The 16,675-nt window shown below is 59.8% G+C and carries 15 protein-coding genes, 1 tRNA gene and 2 pseudogenes; 11 read left to right on the plus strand and 7 right to left on the minus strand.

Annotation, left to right across the window (positions count from 1 at the left end; genetic code table 11):
• Window positions 1-7: 7 nt before the first annotated feature.
• The 6 genes from ACFQT0_RS16800 to ACFQT0_RS16825 all read right to left on the minus strand — a co-directional run bounded on the left by ACFQT0_RS16800 (window position 8) and on the right by ACFQT0_RS16825 (window position 4,471).
• Window positions 8-1,486 (minus strand): hypothetical protein, encoded by a 1,479-nt coding sequence (locus tag ACFQT0_RS16800; protein WP_380204376.1) that lies wholly within the window; start codon window positions 1,484-1,486, stop codon window positions 8-10.
• A gap of 306 nt (window positions 1,487-1,792) precedes the next feature.
• The gene (locus ACFQT0_RS16805) at window positions 1,793-2,317 is read right to left on the minus strand and encodes a Maf family protein (protein ID WP_380204377.1); all 525 of its coding nucleotides are present in this window, start codon (window positions 2,315-2,317) and stop codon (window positions 1,793-1,795) included.
• On the minus strand, window positions 2,301-3,293 hold the full coding sequence (locus ACFQT0_RS16810; protein ID WP_380206057.1) for a DUF1015 family protein: 993 nt from the start codon (window positions 3,291-3,293) through the stop codon (window positions 2,301-2,303). Before ACFQT0_RS16810 ends, ACFQT0_RS16805 begins: the two co-directional genes overlap by 17 nt.
• Window positions 3,229-3,675, minus strand: coding sequence for a DUF1015 family protein (locus tag ACFQT0_RS16815; RefSeq protein WP_380204378.1), 447 nt, complete (start codon window positions 3,673-3,675; stop codon window positions 3,229-3,231). Before ACFQT0_RS16815 ends, ACFQT0_RS16810 begins: the two co-directional genes overlap by 65 nt.
• Window positions 3,676-3,819: 144 nt before the next feature.
• Complete coding sequence (locus ACFQT0_RS16820) at window positions 3,820-4,035, minus strand: pyridoxine 5'-phosphate oxidase C-terminal domain-containing protein (protein ID WP_380204379.1); 216 nt, start codon at window positions 4,033-4,035, stop codon at window positions 3,820-3,822.
• The gene (locus ACFQT0_RS16825) at window positions 3,983-4,471 is read right to left on the minus strand and encodes a pyridoxine/pyridoxamine 5'-phosphate oxidase (protein ID WP_380204380.1); all 489 of its coding nucleotides are present in this window, start codon (window positions 4,469-4,471) and stop codon (window positions 3,983-3,985) included. The genes ACFQT0_RS16820 and ACFQT0_RS16825 overlap by 53 nt, the downstream gene beginning before the upstream one ends.
• A gap of 297 nt (window positions 4,472-4,768) precedes the next feature.
• Here ACFQT0_RS16825 and ACFQT0_RS16830 point away from each other — a divergent pair, with 297 nt between their 5' ends.
• The 5 genes and pseudogenes from ACFQT0_RS16830 to ACFQT0_RS16850 all read left to right on the plus strand — a co-directional run.
• Window positions 4,769-5,371 (plus strand): YqgE/AlgH family protein, encoded by a 603-nt coding sequence (locus ACFQT0_RS16830; protein ID WP_380204381.1) that lies wholly within the window; start codon window positions 4,769-4,771, stop codon window positions 5,369-5,371.
• Window positions 5,372-5,482: 111 nt separating this feature from the next.
• Complete coding sequence (locus ACFQT0_RS16835) at window positions 5,483-6,496, plus strand: hypothetical protein (protein WP_380204382.1); 1,014 nt, start codon at window positions 5,483-5,485, stop codon at window positions 6,494-6,496.
• Complete coding sequence (locus tag ACFQT0_RS16840) at window positions 6,457-7,923, plus strand: DUF349 domain-containing protein (RefSeq protein ID WP_380204383.1); 1,467 nt, start codon at window positions 6,457-6,459, stop codon at window positions 7,921-7,923. Before ACFQT0_RS16835 ends, ACFQT0_RS16840 begins: the two co-directional genes overlap by 40 nt.
• A 58-nt stretch (window positions 7,924-7,981) precedes the next feature.
• Window positions 7,982-8,054, plus strand: a tRNA-Thr gene (locus tag ACFQT0_RS16845).
• 467 nt (window positions 8,055-8,521) lie between these two features.
• Window positions 8,522-8,923 (plus strand): annotated as a pseudogene (locus ACFQT0_RS16850) (EamA family transporter); the annotation flags it as partial.
• 117 nt (window positions 8,924-9,040) lie between these two features.
• Here ACFQT0_RS16850 and ACFQT0_RS16855 read toward each other — a convergent pair.
• Window positions 9,041-9,844, minus strand: a complete 804-nt coding sequence (locus tag ACFQT0_RS16855) for a phosphatase PAP2 family protein (protein ID WP_380204384.1) — start codon at window positions 9,842-9,844, stop codon at window positions 9,041-9,043.
• Window positions 9,845-10,022: 178 nt separating this feature from the next.
• On the opposite strand from ACFQT0_RS16855, the gene ACFQT0_RS16860 reads away from it, so the two are divergent.
• The 6 genes and pseudogenes from ACFQT0_RS16860 to ACFQT0_RS16885 all read left to right on the plus strand — a co-directional run bounded on the left by ACFQT0_RS16860 (window position 10,023) and on the right by ACFQT0_RS16885 (window position 16,505).
• Window positions 10,023-10,412, plus strand: a complete 390-nt coding sequence (locus tag ACFQT0_RS16860) for a hypothetical protein (RefSeq protein WP_380204385.1) — start codon at window positions 10,023-10,025, stop codon at window positions 10,410-10,412.
• Window positions 10,340-11,170 (plus strand): hypothetical protein, encoded by an 831-nt coding sequence (locus tag ACFQT0_RS16865; RefSeq protein ID WP_380204386.1) that lies wholly within the window; start codon window positions 10,340-10,342, stop codon window positions 11,168-11,170. Before ACFQT0_RS16860 ends, ACFQT0_RS16865 begins: the two co-directional genes overlap by 73 nt.
• Window positions 11,171-11,349: 179 nt before the next feature.
• On the plus strand, window positions 11,350-12,009 hold the full coding sequence (locus ACFQT0_RS16870; protein ID WP_380204387.1) for an HD domain-containing protein: 660 nt from the start codon (window positions 11,350-11,352) through the stop codon (window positions 12,007-12,009).
• Between the two features lie 63 nt (window positions 12,010-12,072).
• Window positions 12,073-12,303, plus strand: a complete 231-nt coding sequence (locus tag ACFQT0_RS16875; protein WP_380204388.1) for a hypothetical protein — start codon at window positions 12,073-12,075, stop codon at window positions 12,301-12,303.
• Between the two features lie 238 nt (window positions 12,304-12,541).
• Window positions 12,542-15,153 (plus strand): annotated as a pseudogene (gene gyrA, locus ACFQT0_RS16880) (DNA gyrase subunit A).
• Between the two features lie 197 nt (window positions 15,154-15,350).
• Entirely contained in the window at window positions 15,351-16,505 is a 1,155-nt protein-coding gene (locus ACFQT0_RS16885; protein WP_380204389.1) for a tetratricopeptide repeat protein, read from the plus strand.
• Window positions 16,506-16,675: the final 170 nt, after the last annotated feature.

Genomic DNA, 16,675 nt, shown 5'->3' on the forward strand with positions numbered 1-16,675 from the left:
TCCCTACTTACCGGCGCCAGGCCTTGGTTTCTAAAGGGTAGCCTTCGGGCACCACGTAAATGTCAACGTCCGGATTGTGGAACGCTGGCGGGAAGTTGAATTTGGGTTGGAAGTACCCTCGTACGTTAGGGAATGCGACTACGTACCGGTATGGGGTATTGGCAAGCTGTTCGTAGTCTATGTGCCAGGTGCGGGTGGGCTGTTCCGTATTCGCATAAAACTTGAAGAACAAGTTGTGCGTGGGCTCGGGGATAAGCACGCGGCCGGGAGCACGAGCCGCTATCCAACGCAGGCCGGCCTGGTAGTTGGCATTGCTGCCACGGGCCGAAGGGTTTACCCGTACGACGGTGAAAATCTGATAGAGTATAAAAAGACTTACCGTGGTGAACAAAGCGCGTTTCGGCCAGCGGAAAGCCGGGGCCGGCCAACGCCACAGCACCCAGTCGACCACCAAACCGGCCAGAATGAAAAAGAAAAATGCCTTGTAGAGCAGTACACGTTCGGGCGGAAACACCCGTTGCACAAGAATTGCCGCATAAGGAATGCTCACAAACCAAACAGCTGGCAGGCCCAGTTGGTACAGTTGCTGGGATTGCTCGCTTGGCAGCCTGCCTTTTCGGGCTTCGTAAAACATCCAGCCCAGCAGCCCAAGGACGGACAAAGTGATGAACGTGCCAAGGGTGCGCTGGCCGGCCAGGAACCCTTCGTTGTGCCACAGGTACTCTGGCAATAATGGCCAGAACACGCCGGGAGCGAGGGTTTCGACATAGCCATTGCGCGTGAATATTCGGATGCCGGACACAAGCAGGAGCGGAGCATACAGGACCGCCGTGGCCAGGCCGATGAGCAAGCCCAACCCGATAAGTGAACCCAGGCTGGCTGGCAGCTTGCGGCGTAAAAAGGCGAATCCGAGCCAGGAAAAAACCGATATCAGTACATAAAGAAAGGTGGGTACGGTGTAGCACCCCACCACCCCAGCCACGAGTAGGGCGGCCCAGGCGGCCCGGTGCCGGCCCTTGGCAACCATGAGCTCCAGGGTGGCAAAAAAGGCGACGCCCGCCATCAGTATCAACAGCCAATACCCTCGGCCCACGCCGGCGTGGTACATGCTTAGCTGCAAACAGCTAAACGCGACACTGGATAGCGCTGCCACGTGGAAGTTGGCGCGGCGCAGCACCGCGGCAAACAGAAAAACCGTAGCAGCCGTGCAGATGAGCAGCACTGGCAACCGCATGCTCCACCAAAACCCCGGATTCATTTGGTAGAACAGCCAGCTGATGGTGTTCGAAAAAACGTGATTATTGGGGATTGGGTAATACGATGCGGTGGGCAAAAGCCCTTTGCTCACGAATACCACATAAGAAACGGCATCGTCGTACTCGGGATTGCTGATGCTGAAATAGATTCTTACGAGGGTAAGCAGCCCCAAGCCAACAAGCGCCTGTCGACGCTCGGTGGCCGTCAGGGCCTTTATGCCATTGCCCAAGCCGGCCCAGCAGGCCGCTACCTCCCGTACAAGGGCTGCAAATTCAGCCCGGCAGGATTTAGAAATTGCAACTAAAACAGTAGCCAGCGTCAGGACCGCGGCCGCGCCCGCAAGCGCATTCTTGGTGTTTGTGTATTCAACTGCCGTGAATGGCTGAATGTGCCAGCCATAAAAAGGGAATATCAAGTCAATAGCCCGCGCTTCGGCCCAGGTAGACGAGTATAGTACCAGTGCAGCGTAGCCAGTGCAAAGGGCTAACAGGCCCAGCCCAAGCAGCCAGTATAGCTTCGATGAAATCTTTTCCATTTATTGATTGGGCAAGGCCCCCAGCTTTTCGAGCTCCTCCCACACCCGGTGCGTGGGCAGCCCCATCACCGTAAAATAGGACCCTTCCAGCCGCACGATGCCCACCATGCCCAGCCAGTCCTGCGCGCCGTAGGAACCGGCTTTATCAAAGGGTTGAGCCGTGGCGATGTAGTGGCTGATTTCAGAAGAACTCAAGCGGCGAAAATGCACGGTGGTCTGGTCCGAAAATACCACCTCGCGGCCGTCGCCGCAGCGCAGGCACACGGCTGTGAACACGTCGTGTGCCCGACCTTGCAGGCGGGTGAGCATGGCCGTGGCTTCGGCTTCGTTAGCGGGCTTATTAAGCACGTCGTCGTCGAGGCACACAATGGTATCGGCCGTGAGCACTACTTCGTCCGGGGCAAGGGCGTCGGCGTAGGCGGCGGCTTTGTAGGCGGCCAGGTACTCGGCTACTTCGGCCCGGCGCAGGTGAGCGGGAAAGGTTTCGTCTACTTCCAGCAGGCGGATTTCATAGGCCAGGCCCATGTCGGAGAGCAGCTGGCGGCGGCGCGGGGAGTTGGAGGCTAAAATGAGTTTCACTAAACAGGGGCTTGAAAATGCTCCGCAAACAGGTTGCCCGCTTCCTCATCGGCGATGCTGCTGAACAGGAATCCGCCGATGGTTTTGGGGTAGAAAAGGTGGACTTGGGCGGCATCACGGCCCCGGAGTGGCACACTGCTTCGACTTCGGCCATGCTCACTTCGTTCACGATGAAGGCGGCGCGGGCCTCGCCGCGGTCCACACGCTGCAGGCATTCGGCAAAGTTGCGCACGTAGGCCACGCCAGGCCAGGCCCGCTGGGCATCAGGCCCCACAATGCCGAGTGCCTTTTCAAAAACAAAAAAGTGCAGCACGGTCAGGTCGAGGGCTTTTACCTGCTCGGTGGTTTCCCAGTTGAGCTGGCCGTGCACTTCGGGCCGGAGGCGGAGCTTGTAGCTCTGCCCGCCCAGGTAGAGCCCAAAGGCCCACAGTTTGCCCGCAATGATTTCCGGCAAGTCGTTGGCGTCTTCCTTGGGCAAAATGGTGAAGTAGGGTTCCAGGCGTTCCAGCAGCTCCGCGTCGCTCAGGTTGCCGGGAAACTCCAGCAGCAGCCGGTGCGTGGGCAGGATGCGCAGGTCGTCGGCGGCGGCGTTGGTGAGGTACATGAGGTGGTAGTTCCAGGGCTCCCGGCCGGTAGCGCCGGGCGTGGCAGCCAGCCGGGCATGCCGGTACGCCAGCGAGCCCTCGTAGCGGTGGTGGCCATCGGCAAGAATAACCTCCCGGGCTGCCAGAATCTGCTGAAAGCGCCGGATGATGGCCGCGTCCTGAATCACGGCCAGCACGTCGCGGGCACCCTGGTAGTCTTCCTCGGTTTCGTAGAGCGGCGTGCGCATGGCTTCGTCGAGGTAGGCTTCCAGCTCAAAGGCGTCGTCGCGGTAGAGCCCGTGCGTGGCGCTGGTCTGGAACTGCGTGCGGGCCAGCAGGCTCGGCCCGGTCGTTTACGGAGGCCGGCAGGGTGTTTTCGTGCCGCAGCACCACGTTTTCGGCCCAGTCGTAGGCCCGAATGTGGCACATAAAGCCCTTGCGGCAGTATTCCCGCGTGCTGCCCGGCAGCCGGAAGTATTGGTAATACGCGTAAATGCCGGGCAATTCGTCCTGCAGCAGCACGCCGCTGGCTTGCCATTCCCGGAGCCGGGCGAGGGCGGCGCCGGCGGGGTCGTCGCCGAGCGGTACCGACAGATGAATCGAATTGAGCGGGTTTCGATAAAGCGCTTCGCGCTGCTTCGTGGACACTACATCAAACAGGGGCGAAACATAGGCGTCGATGTTGGCACTCATGGCCGGATTGTAACGCCAGCCGCGCAAGGGTTGAATTTCAGCCAAACTTCTGGGTGGTGAAGTAACGAGGTAAAGAGGAAGCAAAAATGCAAGGAAAGACTCAAAGCCGTAGAAAAACCGGTGGCCGGGTCATACTTCCGCCAAAACCTTAGCGGCAAAAAGGACTGGTTTTCACGGGGCCAGCCGGCTCCGGCGCCAGGCGCTGCCTTCCAGTTCGTACACAATGCGGTCGTGCAAGCGGCTGGGGCGCCCCTGCCAGAATTCGAGCCGGTGGGGCCGCAAAATGTAGCCGCCCCAGTTCGCAGGGCGCGGCAGCGGGTCCTGCGACCCAAACTCACTGGCCAGGGCAGTTTCCCGGGCTTCGAGCTCTTCGCGGCTGCCAATCACCTGGCTTTGGGGCGAGGCCCAGGCGCCCAGCCTGGCTGCTGCGCGGCCGGCTCTGGAAGTACTCCGTCGACATAGCCTCGGGGGCTTTTTCGATGCGCCCTTCCACCCGTACCTGCCGCTCCAGGCCCGGCCAAAAGAAGTTAATCGCCGCCAGGGGCTGCTCGGCCAGCTCCTGGCCTTTGCGCGACTCGTAATTGGTGTAGAACAAAAAGCCTGCATCGCCGGGCAGGCCCTTGAGGAGCACCACGCGCGAGGAAGGCTGGCCAGTGCCCGACACCGTGCTCAGGGTGAGGGCCGTGGGCTCGTCGACCTGCGCGGCAATGGCTTCGTCCAGCCATACCCGGAACTGCTGCACAGCATCGGGCAGCACGTCGGCTTCCGTCAGGGTACGCTGGGAATAGGTCTGGCGCAGGTCGGCGAGGTGGGAGTCAATCATGGTTATTCAAATATTATTGAGCCGCCAGACGGCTCCCTGCAGCAGTGCTGTGGCGGTTATGTGGCACAATCGCAGCTGCTCAGCCCACCACGGGATGTCCTGAAGGAGAGGGGCAGCCGCGGTCCGGGTTGTTTAACCATAAGCCTGGTTGAGCTGTTTAGGCATACCACTGTGCGTTTGAGCCGCAAGGTACTAACATCTCCAGGGCCGGGTGCAGGGACGCGGATTCCTCGTCGTCGTACCTTAAATTGCGTATAGCGTCTGAGAATTGTAGCTGTTCACTTAAAACGGAACCATATGCGCCCCGGTACTCTGCTTATCTCCCAGCCGTTTCTGGGGGACCCCAATTTTGAGCGCAGTGTCATACTGCTGTGTCGCGACGAGCCCGAGGACGGCACGTTCGGCCTAGTGCTGAACCGGCTCACCACCCTTACGCTGGGCGACGTGCTGGATTTGCCGCCCGAAGCCGGCACGGCCGCGGCCGGCCTGCCTATCTATGTGGGCGGCCCCGTCGAGCCTGATACCTTGCACTACCTGCACCGCCGTGCCGACCTGCCCGGGGCTACCGATTTGGGCCAGGACGTGTACTGGGGCGGTGATTTTGAGCTGCTCCTGGGCTTGATTGGCAGCGGTGCGGTAACCGGCGACGAGGTGCGCCTGTTTGCCGGGTATTCCGGCTGGACGGCGGGCCAACTCGCCACCGAAATGCAGGGGCAGAGTTGGATACGTCACCCCGCAAGCGCCGGGAAAGTGTTTACTTTGGCATCTGATGCCTTCTGGCGGGACATCTTGCGGGAAAAGGGGGGCGTTTTAAGGTCCTGTCCAACTATCCAGTGGACCCTCGTCTCAATTAATTCGGACACTGGGAGTTATTTTTGTTATATTCCAATCTTTTTTTGACCTCTGCTCTGGCTCCTGGATTGGGGCTGGCTTTTTCGACTATTTATGGCTGCTGAAGAAAACCCCACTGCACCGCTCACCAGCGGTGCCCAACCGGCTTCCGAGGACCGGATGACTATTTTGCAACGTCGCCTCTCCGAGATTCAGGGCACTGCTGCCCAACCGTCGGCCAATGAGCCCACTGCGGGCGATGGCCAGGTCGAAATGCCCGCTCAGGGCACGCCGGAGCTCCCGGCCGACCAGCCAGCCGGCGCTGGTACTGCTGAGCCGGTAGCCAATACCCCCGTGGGGGCGTTGGCCCCGGACGCAGGCACACCCGAGGCCGATGCTGCGGCCGAAACGGCTCAACATGTTCCACACCCCGTCACGGAGGAAGGCCACGACTTGTCGGCACCACAGGCCCGCGCAATGGCCCATTACGGCGAGCAAATGGCTCCACACTCGGAAGAGATGGCAGCCCCTGCACCCGAGCCCGAAGCTCTGCCCGCTGAAGAGTCTATTGCCAGTGCTACGCCCGCGCCCATCGCTGACCCCGAAATATTAAGTGGCCCTGCTGCGGCTACCGTAGAAGACCAAGCCCCCGAACTCCCCACTGTGAACCTGCACAACGCCGCCGAGCTGGAAACCGCCCCCGAGGCCGTCGCCACGCTTCCTACTTCCGAAGAAACGCCGCTTAACGCCACACCGGCCACCGAAACCGAAGACGGTATTGAGGAGGGCGAGGGCTACGTGCCTGAAACCGTCGCACCCGATTTCACGGCGTTGGACCTGCCTGCTCAGGCCACGTACTTGGTTGAGCTGCTGCGCCGGCCCGATGCTTCCCGCAACCGCAAGCAGATTCAGGACCTCACCCGCCAGTACGAAGCCAACGTGGGCCTGGCCCGCAGCGCGGCCCGCCAGAAGTTTGCCGAAGGCGGCGAAGGCGCGGAAGCTTTCGCGTTTCAGCAGCCCGAGGGCCAGCAGGAGCTGAACAAGGCCCTGCAGGAATTCCGCGAGAGCCGCGCCAAGGATGCCAAAGCCGAGGACGCCAGCCGCGGCGACAACCTCATCAAGAAAAAGAGCTGCTGGACCAGCTTCGCCTGCTGGTGGAAGCCGCCGAAACCAAGGACAGCTCGGCTAAGCTGAAGGCTTTGCAGGCGGAATGGAAGGCCACCGGCGCGGTGCCCCAGTCCGACAGCCAGTCCATCTGGGACACGTACCACGGCCTGCTCGACATTTATTACAGCAAGCAGGGCCGCTTCCTGGAGATGAAGGACCTGGACCGCCGCCGCAACCAGGAGGCCAAGGAGGCCCTCATTAAGCGGGCCGACGCGCTGGCTCAGGTACCGGGCATCAACAAGGCTCTGGATGAGCTCACCAAGCTCCACGAGGACTGGAAGCACATCGGCCCCGTGCCCAACGACCAGCGTGAGCCGCTCTGGCAGCGGTTTATTGCCGCGTCGGATGTGCTGCACCAGCGCCGCAAAGAGTTCGTAGACCAGCGCTCCACGCAGGAGAAAGCCAACCTCGTGATTAAGCAGGCCCTGCTTGAGCGCGTGTTGCCGTTCGCAACCTTCGATTCGGACCGGGTAAACCTGTGGCGCTCGAAAACCGATGAGCTGCAGGAAATCAAGGCCGAATGGGAAGCGGCCGGCCTCGTGCCCCGCGCCCAGGCCGACGCCCTGAACAAGCAATATTGGGCGGCTTACAAGGCCTTCTTCAACCGCAAAAACGAATTCTTCAAGTCGCTTGACAACGAAAAGTCGGCCAACGTGAAGGCGAAAATCGCCCTGATTGAGCAAGCCGAAGAAGCCTCGAACAACCCCGACAGCGACGCCGCCCGTCAGGTGGTTATTCGGGTGCAGAAGGAGTGGAAAGACGTGGGCCGCGTGCCCGATAAGCTGGCCGACAAGCTCTGGCACCGCTTCCGCGCCGCTTGCGACGCCGTATTCGAGCGTCCCAAGCAGGAAGCCCGCCACCGCGAGGAAAAAGTGCAGCAATCGAGCGTGGAGCAGACGGCCCACCTCGACCGCATTGCTGAACAGGTGAACGCCCTCACGGCCGATAACCCCGGCAGCCTGGAAGGCTTCCGCGAGATTCTGGCCGGCTGGGTAACGGAGTTTGACCCCACCGACGAAGAGCCCAACCGCGGCACCGGCGACCGCAGCGAGGAGCAGCTGCTCACGCTTCTGGGCAAGTACCTGGACCACGTGCCCGGCCTCAGCTACGCCGACCGCACCGACCTGCTTTTCCAGGTGGAAGTGGGCCGCCTCAAGGCCCGTCCGCAAGCCCAGCAGCAATTGTCCCGCAAGGAGATGGCCTTGCGCAAGGAAATCAACGAGCTGGAAAACGACCACGCAACCCTGCAAACCAACTTGGCCTTCTTTGCCCGCTCCAAAAACGCGGCCCAGCCTGCGCGAAGAGTACGAAGGCCGCATCGCGGAAGGCCAGAAGCGCATCGAAACCCTGAAAAAACAGCTCAAGGTAATCCGCAGCTAAGGACGCTTCACAATCAGGAGTTTATCCCAAGTAAAGAAGCCCGGCATTATGAATGCCGGGCTTCTTTGCGATAAAAAGCGTCTGGATTGCTGGCAAAAACGGCTCGGCTGTGTACTTTTGTGCCACCTCAACGCCTCCTTAGCTCAGCTGGTAGAGCAACTGACTTGTAATCAGTAGGTCGCTGGTTCGATCCCGGCAGGAGGCTCAATAGTTTGCAACAGACCCCAAAAGTCGCACGGCCGGAAACGGCGGCGAAGGTTGGGGTCTGTTTCTTTTGGGCCATTCTATGATTTGGTCCGGACGCTCCAACTAATGAAGAAAATAAGAATTGAGGCGCTGCCCCCGGTTCCCTCGGTGCTGCTGGCGGTGCTGAGCGTACAGGCCGGTGCGGCCATTGCCAAAGGGCTTTTCCCGGTGGTGGGCGCGGCGGGGGCCGCCGGCCTTCGCATCGGTCTCTCGGCGGTGATGCTGCTTCTGGCGTTTCGCCCGCCGCTCCGCCGGCTCACGTCCGCCCAATGGCAGGCCGTGATTCCCTACGGAGTCGTGCTGGGCGCTATGAACCTGCTGTTTTACATTGCCCTGGCTCGCATTCCCCTCGGGCTGGCCGTGACGCTGGAATTTGTGGGGCCGCTGCTGCTGGCCGTGAGCAGCTCCCGCCGGGCGCTGGATTTTATGTGGGTGCTGCTTGCCGGGGCGGGCATCGCCCTGATAGCGCCGTGGAGCGGGGAAGGGCTCGATTGGCTGGGCAGCTTGTATGCCTTGCTGGCGGGAGCCTGTTGGGCCGCGTACATCGTGCTGGGAGGCCGCGTGTCGCAGGTACTGCCCGGCGGGGCAGCAGTGGCTAGCGGGATGGTGTTTGCCACGCTCACCGTGCTGCCGTTTACGGTGGCCGACGGTGGGTTGAGCCGGCTTTCGCCCGCTTTGTTGGCCTCGGGGCTGGCCCTGGCGCTGCTATCGAGCGCGCTGCCGTTTAGTTTGGAAATGAATGCGCTGCGGCGATTGCCGGCGCGCACGTTCAGCATTCTGATGAGCCTTGAGCCGGCCGTGGCTGCCCTGTGCGGGTTGGTCTTTCTGCACGAAAAACTGAGTCTGACGCAATGGCTGGCAGTGATGCTGGTGATGGTGGCCAGCGCGGGGGCTACCATCACCGCCAAAAGTAATGCCCGCCGTGGAGGGCTGATAAGCGGGCTCTTATTTCGGATGCCAGGTTACGCTCAGGCCCGCGCCGCCGGCCGGGCTCCAGAGTGGGACGACGCCAATGTCGCGGCCTCGGGGCTGACGGCCCCAGCGGTTGCGGTGGCTCAGGTAGGCCAGGTGGGCCGAGAGGATGCCCACGCCGGCCCCGGCCACCACGTCGGACTCCCAATGCTTGTTGTTTATCATCCGGAAGGCAGCCACGCTGGTGGCCAGCGTATATGCCCCGATGCCATACCACGGGCTTTTATCACGGAACTCGGTGTGCACGATGCTGGCAGCCATAAACGCTTGCGCCGTGTGCCCCGAGGGGAACGACATGTGGTCGGAAGAGTCGGGCCGTTGAACATGCGTGAGCGTTTTGACGAGGAACACCGTGGAAAACATAACGGCCTCGCTCTTGAGCACTACCAAAGCCAGGTTCAATCGGTCGTCGCGCGACTCGACGCCGGCCAGCAGCACGCCGGCTACTTCGAAATAAGGCGACCACTGAAGGTAATCGTCGACGTGCGTGCGATAGGTGCCGAAAGCCCGGCGGATGTCCCGCTTGGCATCGTAGGAGCTGTACAGCCCGTGCCCGTGGATGGTACTGGCGCCGTAGCCAATCAGCAAGGCGGGCACAATGGTGGCCCGGACCACCTTGCTCTGCCAGATAGGCCGGCGCGGTTGAGCTGGGCCGGCCGGTGCCGTTTGGTATTTGTGCGTGGTATCGGCAGGGCTGCCGGGGGTTTGGGCGGCACTGTGCAGGCAGATGCCAGGCCCAGCCACCAGTAGTAAAAGGCAAAGGAGATACCGGGACATGGGAAGTAAAGCGGGCAAGTGGCTGCGAAGAAACGGACTCGGAGCCGAATAGCTGGAATTAACACGTTAAAGCTTGCTAAAAGGTGCTCGTTGGCTTGTTCTGCCGTCCGGCTGGTTAACTTGCCGGCCCGTTTTGGGGCTTCTTTTTCTTTTGGCTAGTATGCGGTTGTTGGAAGTTTTGACTCTGGCCCAGGCGCGTGAGTTTGTGCAGTTTCCGGTGCGTCTCTACGCCGGCGACCCCAACTACGTGCGTCCGCTGGACAACGACATCGCCGCCGTTTTCGACCGCGACAAAAACAAGTACTTCCGCCACGGCGACCTAATTCGCTGGCTGCTGGTCGATGAGGCCGGTCGCACCCTGGGCCGGGTGGCCGCTTTCATAAACGAGCGCACCGCCAACACCTTTGCGCAGCCCACCGGAGGCATGGGCTTTTTGAGTGCATCAACAGCCAGGAAGCCGCCAACACGCTGCTCGACGGCTGCCGCGCCTGGCTCGTGGGCAAAGGCATGGAAGCCATGGACGGCCCCATCAATTTCGGGGACCGCGACCAGTGGTGGGGTTTGTTGATTGACAACTTCGGCCCGCCGCTGTACGGCCAGAACTACAACCCGGCGTATTATCAGCAACTGCTCGAAACCTACGGCTTCCGGCTGTATTTCAACCAGTACACCTACTTCCGCAAGGTGGCCGACCCGATTTCTCCGAATTACGAGGGCAAAGCGGCCAAGGTGGTCAACGACCCGAACTACAAGTTCGAGCACCTGCGCCTGCGCAACCTGCCGAAGTACGCCGAAGACTTCCGCCAGGTGTACAACAAGGCCTGGGTGAAGCACGACGGGGTAAAGGAAATGTCGCCGGAGCAATCGGCCAACATCATGAAAAAGCTGCGGCCCATCATCGACGAGCGAGTGTGCTGGTTTGCCTACTATAAGGGCGAGCCGGTGGGCTTCTTTATCGGTTTGCCCGAGCTGAACGAGCTTTTCCGGCACGTGGACGGCCAGCTCAACTGGTGGGGCAAGCTCAAGTTTGCGTGGTATCGCTGGCGGGGCGCAGTGCGTACGCTCACGGGCATTGCCTTCGGCATTGTGCCGGAGCACCAGCGCAAGGGACTGGAGTCGGCCTTTGTGCTCGCGGTGTCCAAAATCGTGCAGGATTCCCGGCAGGTCCACTACGAAGACTTTGTGATGAACTGGATAGGAGACTTTAATCCGAAAATGATGCACGTGGCCGAAACCATAAATGGCACAATTTGGCGCACCCACGCCACCTACCGGTATTTGTTCGACCGGACCAAGCCGTTTGAGCGAGCGCCCATTATTGATTAAACCATTTTTAGTCGGTCACTCGCCATTTCCAGCTCACTGCTACGTTGAGCTGTAATGCAGTGCTGTTAAACTCTGCCCAAAGCCGCCGAGCAGGAGGGGAGCCCAGCTAAATTTGCGAATCCTGCAGCAGCTGTCGTGCCTTGAGTAGCGTCCCGCAGTGTTTATCCCGAACCCTTAAGTTGAATCTTGCTTTGGACCTGATTGCCGCCACCGCCCATTTTATTGAAGAAAAATTTGCCGGCGAAGGCAGTGGGCACGACTGGGCGCACATCCGTCGGGTGTGGCTCATGGCCCGCCGCCTGGCCACCGCCGCGCCCGGTGCCAACCAGGAAGTGACGGAGCTAGGAGCCCTGCTGCACGACATCGCCGACTGGAAATTTCACGACGGCGACTACGAAGCCGGCCCGCGGGCCGCGCGGGAGTGGCTCCGCAGCCAGCACGCCCCCGAAGAGCTAATCGCGCGGGTCGAAACCGTAATTCGGGAGGTTTCCTTCAAAGGACTGGGCGTGGCCACGCCCGTTACCTCGCTGGAAGCCGCCCTGGTGCAGGATGCCGACCGGCTCGATGCCATTGGTGCCATTGGCATTGCGCGGGCGTTTGCGTACGGCGGGCACAAGGGGCGGCCGCTGCACGACCCCGCCATTGCGCCGGTGGCCCACGAGAGCTTCGCCAGCTACCAGAAAAACGCAGCCCCCACGCTCAACCATTTCTACGAAAAGCTGCTGCACCTCAAAGAGCGGCTCAATACCGATGCGGCCCGGCAGGTAGCGCAGGAGCGCCACGCGTTTATGGAAACCTACGTGGCCCGATTTTTGGCCGAATGGGACGGCAACGACTGATGCCGTGAGCCAGCTTAGCTCAATTTTAGCCTCGTCGCTACCCGTACGCGTTACCTTTGCACTATGAAGTTGCTATTCCGCCTGGTTCCTTGTCTGCTGCTGTTGGCGGTTACGAGCTGCCGTACCTGTCCCATCGAAACGTGCCACGTGCGCAAGGTGCACTTGCACAGCGGCAATAAGTACCGCGGGCAGCCGCTGTTCAAAAAGCAAAATCCCGCGATTGGCGAGAAAATCAAAACCTATAACCCCAAGTCCGGCTCGCACGGCAACGACAAGAGCAAGCCGCTGAAATAGAGAGGCGCTTTTGATGTTCCAATACCGGCTGGTAGCGCAGTCTTGCGGACTGGATTTATCAGGTATTCGAACTGCGGATTAGCCGGCCATTATCAGCTCATCGAAATGCCCTATAAAAGGCCGCAGCGCTTGCCGTTGCGGCCTTTTTGTTGTATCTTCGCACGCATATAAAGAACCATTCACCCTGCGGCTGAAATCCCCCTTATTTGGGGTTTTTAAGTCGCCTATCAACCCCCAAATGGCGGAAGGCGAAAAAATCATTCCGATAAACATCGAAGACGAGATGCGGGGCGCGTACATCGACTACTCGATGTCGGTCATCATCTCCCGGGCCTTGCCTGATGTGCGCGACGGCCTGAAGCCCGTGCACCGCCGCGTGCTCTACGGCATGAGCGAGCTGGGCGTGGGCTACAACAAATCCTATAAAAAATCGGCCCGTATCGTGGGCGAGGTGCTGGGTAAATACCACCCGCACGGCGACACGTCGGTGTACGACACCATGGTGCGCATGGCCCAGGACTGGAGCCTGCGCTACCCGCTCGTCGACGGCCAGGGCAACTTCGGCTCCGTCGACGGCGACTCGCCGGCCGCCATGCGCTACACCGAGGCCCGCCTCAAGCGCATTGCCGACGAAATGCTCAACGACCTGGACAAGGACACCGTTGACTTTCAGCCCAACTTCGACGACTCGCTGGAAGAGCCCAGCGTAATGCCGGCCAAATTCCCGAACCTGCTGGTGAACGGAACCTCGGGCATTGCCGTGGGCATGGCCACCAACATGGCGCCCCACAACCTTACGGAAGTGGTGAACGGCATCATCGCCTACCTCGACAACCCCGAGATTACGATAGACGAGCCTGATGCAGTACGTGACGGCGCCCGACTTCCCCACGGGCGGCATCATCTACGGCTACGAGGGCGTGAAGCAGGCCTTCCACACCGGCCGCGGCCGCGTGGTGATGCGGGCCAAGGCCACGTTCGAAACCACTAAAACGGGCAAGGAGCAAATCGTCGTCACCGAAATTCCCTACATGGTGAACAAGGCGTCGATGATTGAGAAGACCGCCGCGCTCATCAACGACAAGAAGATTGAGGGCATTTCGGACATGCGCGACGAGTCGGACCGCGACGGCATGCGCATTGTGTACGACCTCAAGCGCGACGCCATGCCCAGCGTGGTGCTAAACAACCTCTACAAGTACACGCAGCTGCAAAGCTCCTTCGGCGTCAACAACGTGTGCCTGGTGAAGGGCCGCCCGATGACGCTGAACCTGCAGCAGCTCATTCACTACTTTGTCGAGCACCGCGCCGAGATTATCATCCGCCGCACCAAGTACGAGCCTGGCCGAAGCCCAGAAGCGCGCCCACATCTTGGAGGGCCTGCTCATTGCCCTCGACCACCTGGACGAGGTTATTGCCCTGATTCGGGGCTCGCGCGACCCCGAGGTGGCCCGCGGCCAGCTGATTTCGCGTTTTGCCCTGAGCGAAGTACAGGCCCGGGCGATTCTGGACATGCGTCTGCAGCGCCTCACCGGCCTGGAGCGCGACAAAATCGTGGCCGAGTACGAAGACCTGATGCGCCTGATTGACCACCTGAACGCCGTGTTGGCGTCGGATGTGTTGCAGCGCGGCATCATCAAAACCGAGTTGGAAGACATCCGGGAGCGCTACGGCGACGGCCGCCGCACGGAAATCAACTACATCGGCGGCGACTTCTCGACCGAAGACATGATAGCCGACGAGGCGATGGTCATCACCATCAGCCGCGAAGGGTACATCAAGCGCACCAACCTCGACGAGTACCGGGCCCAGGGCCGGGGCGGCGCGGGTTCGCGTGGCGCCATCTCCAAAAAGGATGACTTCACCGAGCACCTGTTTGTAGCCACCACCCACGAGTATCTGTTGTTCTTTACCGAACTGGGCCGGGTGTTCTGGCTCAAGGTGTACGAAGTGCCGGAAGGAGGGAAGGCCACCAAAGGCTTGCCCATCCAGAACCTCATCGAAATCCCGCGGGAAGACAAGGTGCGCTCTGTGCTCAACGTGCGCGGCCTGAAAGACCCCGACTACCTGGAAAACACGTTCCTGATGTTCTGCACCGAGCAGGGCACCGTGAAGAAGACGCCGCTGGAGGCGTATTCGCGCCCCCGCACCGCCGGTATCAACGCCATCACCATCAACGAAGGCGACCGGATTCTGGACGTGCAGCTGCTGGCGCCCAACTCCGAAGTTGTGCTGGCCTTGCGCTCCGGGCGGGCCGTGCGCTTTAACGAATCCAAGGTGCGGAGCATGGGCCGTTCGGCGGCCGGTGTTCGCGGCATCAGCCTTTCTGACACGCCCGGCGATAGGGTAGTGGGCATGGTGTGCCTGTCCGACCCGTCGCAGGAGCTGCTCGTGGTGAGCGAGAACGGCTACGGCAAGCGCAGCCCGCTCGACGAGTACCGCGTCACGAACCGCGGCGGCAAGGGCGTGCGGGCCATGAAGATTACCGACAAGACGGGTAATCTGGTGGCGATAAAGGACGTGAATGACACCGATGACTTGATGATTATCAATAAGTCGGGCATCACGATTCGCTTGCGGATGAGCGACCTGCGCACCATTGGCCGCGCCACGCAGGGCGTTAGGTTGATAAAAATCGGCAGCAACGACGAAATTTCTTCGGTAGCCAAAGTAGCCGCCGAAGAAAAGGACGAATCCGAAACCGAAGTCACCCTGGTGGTAATCGCCGAATCGGACGGTGTGGCTGAGGCGGAGTCCGGCGGCCTCGGCGCCGCGCTTACCACCGCGCTGGAGCGCGCTCTGGAGGACAGTGAAACTGACGGTGAGCCCGAATCCGAAGATTTGGCATAATTGCTGAAGAGGAGCGGGGCGGGCCATTTGGTCCGCCCCGTTTATTTTTGGCGACCTCAAGTCCGGAGCTTACCGTTTCGGGGGCGGAAAATTGCCATATTTGTTCACCCTAACTCCACTCATGCACGCGCTGGGTACAATGGCTAAGCTCGCCTAAATTGCGGCTGGTTATTCATTCAGAGCACATTCACGATTTTATGAAGAAGACTTTTTTGACGATTGCCGCGGCCACGGTACTAGCTGCCGGCCTTCCTTCGCTGGTATCGGCGCAAAATTCGGCCGTCACCAACGCCATTCTTAACCAGCGCACGGGCTTGCTTGACAAGGCCCGGACGGACATTGACAAGGCCATCGTTAATGAGAAGACGAGCGGCAAAGCCAAAACCTGGTACACTCGGGGAGAAATCTATCAGTCTATGATGGAGAGCCCCATCTACAGCAAGCAGCTGCAGCCCGGCGAGGGCTTGCAAAAGGCTTTCGAGTCGTATAACAAGACGATTGAGCTGGATAGCAAAACCGGCGAATTCGGCAAGCAGGCAGTGGCTAAAATGGATGGTTTGTACGGTGCCGCATTTAACGATGCCGTAACCAGCTACAATGCCAAGGAATACGACAAGGCGATTGCGAGCTATAAGATGGCCTCGCAAATCAAGCCGACGGATACCACGGCAGTATTGTATTCGGCTTATGCCTCCGAAGCCAAGCAGGACTATGCCGGTGCCCGTGCCAGCTACAACAAGCTGTTGGGCATGAACTACAAGTCGGTGACTTTGTATTCGCGTCTGCTCCAGATGGCCAAGCAGGAAAACAATAGCGCCGAAGCCGCCAAAGTATTGAAAGAGGCCTTGGCTGCTTACCCAAACAACAAAGCCTTCATGCTGGAGGATTTGAACGTGTCGTTGGCCAGCGGCAAAGGCGATGATGCTTTGGGCAAAATCAACAAAGCCATCCAGGCAGACCCCAAGAACTCCAACTTGTACGCGGTGCGTGGCTCCATGTACGATTCGCAGAAAAAGTCTGATTTGGCGCTGGCCGATTACCAGAAGGCTGTTGAGCTGGACCCGAACAACTTTGACGCTCAGTTTAACCTAGGCGTTTACAACTACAACCGCGCCGCTGAAGCTTACACCAAAGCCAGCAAAATGGACCTAAAAAGCTATCAGGTATCAGGTAAGAAACTGGAAGCTCAAGGCAAGAAGTACTTCGAATCGTCGGTTCCTTACTTTGAAAAAGCGCTCCAATTGCAGCCTGACGACAAAAACACCCTCAGTTCTTTGCAAAAGGTGTACTTCCGTCTCGGCCGTACCGCTGACTCTGAGCGTTTGAATGCTAAACTGAAGACGCTGAAATAAGCTGTCGCACAATAATATACTGCTGCAGGAGAGGGCCCGTTCACAATGTGAGCGGGCCTTTTGGCTTTTATATGGGTTTTGTGAAATTGAATTTAACATAATATAAATTATAAGACAAACAGGGTTTTGTTTCTCTGTATGCTGGGCAGCACGTTTTTGACTTTTATTGA

The organism is Hymenobacter humi (genome assembly GCF_042665855.1).
In the GTDB taxonomy this organism is placed as follows: domain Bacteria; phylum Bacteroidota; class Bacteroidia; order Cytophagales; family Hymenobacteraceae; genus Hymenobacter; species Hymenobacter humi.

Coding starts and splice junctions, on each gene's coding strand:
- ACFQT0_RS16805 (WP_380204377.1), bottom strand. CDS start 2,317: ATGGGCCTGGCCTATGAAATCCGCCTGCTGGAAGTAGACGAAACCTTT.
- ACFQT0_RS16825 (WP_380204380.1), bottom strand. CDS start 4,471: ATGATTGACTCCCACCTCGCCGACCTGCGCCAGACCTATTCCCAGCGT.
- ACFQT0_RS16885 (WP_380204389.1), top strand. CDS start 15,351: ATGAAGAAGACTTTTTTGACGATTGCCGCGGCCACGGTACTAGCTGCC.
- ACFQT0_RS16855 (WP_380204384.1), bottom strand. CDS start 9,844: ATGTCCCGGTATCTCCTTTGCCTTTTACTACTGGTGGCTGGGCCTGGC.
- ACFQT0_RS16875 (WP_380204388.1), top strand. CDS start 12,073: ATGAAGTTGCTATTCCGCCTGGTTCCTTGTCTGCTGCTGTTGGCGGTT.
- ACFQT0_RS16835 (WP_380204382.1), top strand. CDS start 5,483: ATGACTATTTTGCAACGTCGCCTCTCCGAGATTCAGGGCACTGCTGCC.
- ACFQT0_RS16830 (WP_380204381.1), top strand. CDS start 4,769: ATGCGCCCCGGTACTCTGCTTATCTCCCAGCCGTTTCTGGGGGACCCC.